The following is a 4404-nucleotide window of genomic DNA, read 5'->3' as shown; positions in this document are numbered from 1 at the left end:
CCCCGGGCGTGCCGGGGTCGCCGGGGCCGAGGATGACGTCCAGCCGCCACTCGCTCGCGTTGTCCAGCGGGATCAGCGCGCCGCGCACCCGGTCGTTGAACGTGTAGCACATGACGAACCGCCGCTCGCCGAGCTCCCTCGCGAGGTCGGCGCGGAAGTGGATCGCCAGGAAGCGGCCGAGACCGCCCGTCCCGTCGAACGGGATGGCAAGCCGGCGGCGCAGCCCGCTGCGGGCGCCGTCGGCCGCGACCAGATAGCGCGTCCGCAGCCGGCGCGTCGTACCGTCCGCGCCGTCGCGCACCAGAGCCGTCACACCGTCGGTGTCCTGCGCGCACGACACCAGCTCGCTGCCGAAGCGGAACTCGGCCCCGGCCCGCTCGGCGGCCCGGCGCAGCACGCCCTCCAGCTCGTTCTGATGGCACAGGCACCAGCTCGTGGGCGACAGCGCGCCGAGATCGGAGGACACCTCGCGGTAGTACTCCTCCTGGAACGAGCCCAGTTCCGGCCCGGCCAGCGACCTCGCGAGCCGCAGACCGCTGTTGCGGGCCAGCGCCCGCGCGGACGGCAGCGCGCGCAGCTCCTCCTCGAGCCCGGCGGCGCGCAGCAGCTCCATCGAGCGCGGGTTGACGCCCCGGGTACGCGGATGGGCGGACAGGCCCGCGCGCTGCTCCAGGACCAGACAGGCCACGCCGCGCCTCGCGAGGAAGAGCGCCGTCGACAGCCCGACCAGGCTGCCTCCGACGACCAGTACGGGTACCTGCGGCTGCTCGGACATCCGGATCTCCTCTGCCGGGGACGTCGGGGCCCGAGGATCGGCGCGGGGCATCGAGGACGGCTCAAGAGGGGCCCCATCGAGCGCGATTCGAGTCCGGCCGGGCAGCCTGACGCCGCGGGCGGGCGGCACGACCCCGCCTGAGCAGCGAACGAGTCGAGGGGAGCGTGGAGATGGCCGAGTACGCGCGGGGGCCGGTGCGGGTGGTCCTGCGGATGGAGATCGCCCCGGGCCGGGAGGCCGAGTTCGAGGCGGTCTGGCTGGAGATCGGCACGATCATCGCCCGGCAGCCGGCCAACCGGGGCCAGGTCCTGGTCCGCGACGAGGACCAGGACCGGCCCGTCTACCACGTGTTCACGGACTGGGCCGACGAGGCGGGCTTCCGTGCCTTCGAGCGGAGCGCGGAGCACGTGGAGCACCGGCGCCGGCTGGCCCCCCTGCGCACGGGCGGAGCCATGACCGTCACCCGGATCGTCCACGACCTCCGCCCCGCGCCGTCCAGTACCTGAGGGCTAGACCCCGCCGTCCACGTTCAGCGTCACCCCGCTGATGTACGCGGAGGTGTCGCCGGCCAGGAACAGCACCGCGCCGGCCACGTCCTCGGGGCGGCAGATCCGGCCGAGGGCGGTCATGCCGACGATGCGGGTGACCGCCTCCGGCGGCAGCCCGGCGCCCGGCTCGGTCTCGGTCAGGCCGGGCGCCACGGTGTTGACGCGGATGCCGCGTGGCCCCAGCTCCTTGCAGAGCGCCCGTGTCAGACCGATCAGCGCGGCCTTCGACGCCGTGTAGTGCACCCCGCGGACCCGGCCGCGCAGCGCCACCGACGAGCCCACGTTGACCACGGACGCGCCGTCGGCCAGCAGGGGCAGCGCCGCCTGCGTGACCAGGTACGCCGAGGTGACGTTGGCGTCCATCACCCGGTGCCACTCGTCCTCGGGCAGCTCCTCGAACCAGACCTGCCCGTCCACGCCGACGTTGTTCACCAGCGCGTCCAGGCCGCCCAGCGCCTCCCGCGCCCGCTCGGCCAGCTCCGCCGCCCCCGGCCCGGTGGTCACGTCGGCCCGGACCACCAGATGCCCGTCACCGGTCTCCTTCAGCTCGCGCACCAGCGAGTCGGCGTCCGCGCCGGCCGTCCGCGAGCACACCACCACGTGCGCGCCCGCACGGGCGAACGCGAGGGCCGTCGTCCTCCCGATGCCCCGCGTCCCGCCGGTGACGAGTACGCGCTTGCCCGCGAGTCCCTGTTCCATCCGAGTCTCCTTCCGCTGCCGTCATGCCCGGGCCGTGCAGGGCCGGGCCACCCTCCCGCGCCGGTCTCGCGAACTCCTGGACGGCAGCTCGAGCAGTCCGCGATCCATCCGAGAGCCCGATGGGGGACCTTCCGGACCGTCAGCTGAACCTCCGGAGAGGGTGGGGCGGATCGATGCGGGTACTGTTCACGACCTGGGCGTGGCCCTCGCACCTGTACGGGCTGGTCCCGATGGCCTGGGCCTGCCGGGCGGCCGGGCACGAGGTGCTGGTCGCCGGCCAGCCCGGGATCCACGACGAGACCGTCCGGACCGGGCTGCCCGCGGCGACGGTCGGGCACGACGTGGACGCGGTGGGGCTGGTCCGCGGCTATGTGCTGCCGTCGCGGGTGCTGCCCGCGCCGGCCGCTCCGGCCGGACCCGAGGGGCGCGGCCCGCGCGCCCTGCGGATGTTCCACGCCCACGCGGACTCCATGGTCGACGACCTCACCGCGCTGGCCCGCGACTGGCGGGCCGACCTGGTGGTGTACGAGCCCACCGCCCTCGCCGGTCCGATCGCCGCCGCCGCGACCGGAGTCCCGGCCGTACGGCTGCTCTACGGCACCGACCTGATGCTGCGCGCGCGGCCCCTGCTGCCCGACGTGCTCGCGCCGCTCGCCGCACGCAACGGCGTAGACGCCTTCGACCCGTTCGGCGACCTGACCGTCGACCCGTGCCCCGACGAGTTCCAGCTCCCGACGGACCAGCGCCGGCTCCCCATGCGCTACGTGCCGTTCAACGGGCCCGGGACCGGCACCCCGATCGCACCGCCCCCGACCGGCCGGCGCCGAGTGGTGGTCACCTGGGGCCACACCATGGCCCGGCTGTCCCCGGCGCACTTCCTCGCCCCTCAGGCGGCACTGGCCGCCCACGGCCCCGACACCGACGTGGTGCTTGCCGTCTCCGCCGGCCAGCTCCCACTGCTCGGCGACCTCCCCGCGGACGTCACCGTCACCGTGGACACCCCGCTGCGGCAGCTGCTCGCCGACGCCGACCTGGTCGTCGCGCACGGCGGCGCCGGCACCGTACTGACGAGCCTCCAGGCCGGCGTACCCCTCCTGCTCGTCCCCCAACTCCCCGACCACGCCGGACACTCGGCGCGGGTCCTGGCCACCGGCACCGGCGAGGTGCTCAGCCGCGACGAGGCCGACCACGGCCGGCTGCGCGGCGAGATCCGGCGCCTGCTCGAATCCGACCGGGAGCGCGCCGCGGCCCGGCGCCTCGCCGAACGCAACCTGGAGCGGCCCACCCCCGCCGACCTGGTCGCCGCGCTGGAGCGGCTCACCGACACGCGAGCGGCAGCCGTCCGCTGAGCGCACACCCGAAGGAGAGAGCCTTGGAGATCGGACTGGGTCTGCCCACCACCGTCCCCGACATCGACGGCCGGACGCTGCCGCAGTGGGCCCGCCGTGCGGAGGAGTGCGGCTTCGCCAGCCTCGGCGTTCTGGACCGGCTGGTGTACGCCAACTTCGAGCCGTTGATCTCGCTCGCGGCGGCGGCGGCCGTCACCGAGCGGATCAGACTGCTGACCACCATCCTGATCGCGGCCTACCGGGGCGACACCGCGCTGCTCGCCAAGCAGGCCGCCACCATCGACGCCCTCTCCGGCGGCCGGCTGGTGCTCGGGGTCGCCGCCGGCGGCCGGGAGGACGACTACGCCGCCACCGGCACCGGCTACCGGGACCGCGGGGCACGCCTGGACGCCGCGCTCACCGAACTGCGGGAGATCTGGGCGGGCCGCGGCAAGGTCCCCGGCATCGGCCCCGCCCCGGTCCGCCCGGAGGGCGTACCGCTGCTGGTCGGCGGTCACTCGCCGCGCGCGATGCTGCGCTCGGCGCGGTTCGGCACCGGCTGGATCGCGGGCGGCAACTCCGTCACCGCGTACGCCGAACTGGTCCGCCAGGCGCGGCAGACCTGGATCGACGAGGGCCGCACCGAGCGCCCGCGGATGGTGGCCATCCTCTACGCGCACCTCGGCCCGGACGCCGCCCGCGTCGCCGGTGACTACCTGCGCGCCTACTACTCGTTCGTCGGCCCGAAGGCCGAGCGGACGGCCGCCGGCGTCCTCACCGATCCGCACCGCGTCCGTGACGCCGTCCAGGCGTACGCCGAGGCGGGCTGCGACGAGCTGATCCTGCTGCCCTGCACGGCGGACCTCGCCCAGGTGCGGCTGCTGGCCGACGCGGCACTCTGACCGCGAACGCCGAGGGGCCCGCTCCGGAAGATCCGGAGCGGGGGCCGCCGGGTGGGGGGGGCGCGGGCCCGGCGGGCCGGCCGGGCCGACGGGGGTGTGCAGCGCTGGGGGGGGGGGGCCCGGGGCGGGGGGGTGTCCGGGGCCCCGGCCTC

At 75.7% G+C, this 4404-nt stretch carries 5 protein-coding genes; 3 read left to right on the top strand and 2 right to left on the bottom strand.

Translation table 11 applies throughout. From position 1 onward, the window contains the following. Positions 1-775, bottom strand: a 775-nt coding sequence (locus ACWEV0_RS35715; RefSeq protein ID WP_453153972.1) for an FAD-dependent monooxygenase, incomplete at its 3' end; no start/stop codon positions are given. Between the two features lie 170 nt (positions 776-945). Here ACWEV0_RS35715 and ACWEV0_RS35710 point away from each other — a divergent pair. Further along, positions 946-1281: an antibiotic biosynthesis monooxygenase family protein gene (locus tag ACWEV0_RS35710; RefSeq protein WP_453153971.1), complete on the top strand. Its 336-nt coding sequence runs from the start codon at positions 946-948 to the stop codon at positions 1279-1281. A gap of 3 nt (positions 1282-1284) precedes the next feature. On the opposite strand, the gene ACWEV0_RS35705 is transcribed toward ACWEV0_RS35710, so the two are convergent. Next, positions 1285-2022, bottom strand: a complete 738-nt coding sequence (locus ACWEV0_RS35705; RefSeq protein WP_453153970.1) for an SDR family NAD(P)-dependent oxidoreductase — start codon at positions 2020-2022, stop codon at positions 1285-1287. Between the two features lie 173 nt (positions 2023-2195). Here ACWEV0_RS35705 and ACWEV0_RS35700 point away from each other — a divergent pair, with 173 nt between their 5' ends. Continuing rightward, positions 2196-3371 (top strand): nucleotide disphospho-sugar-binding domain-containing protein, encoded by a 1176-nt coding sequence (locus tag ACWEV0_RS35700; protein WP_453153969.1) that lies wholly within the window; start codon positions 2196-2198, stop codon positions 3369-3371. Between the two features lie 23 nt (positions 3372-3394). After that, a complete protein-coding gene (locus ACWEV0_RS35695) occupies positions 3395-4252 on the top strand; it encodes an LLM class flavin-dependent oxidoreductase (protein WP_453153968.1) in 858 nt (285 codons plus the stop codon). Positions 4253-4404: the final 152 nt, after the last annotated feature.

The organism is Streptomyces sp. NPDC003943, assembly GCF_053605265.1.
Note: the sequence above shows the minus strand (reverse complement) of the source record. Positions and strands in the feature narration are given on the sequence as shown.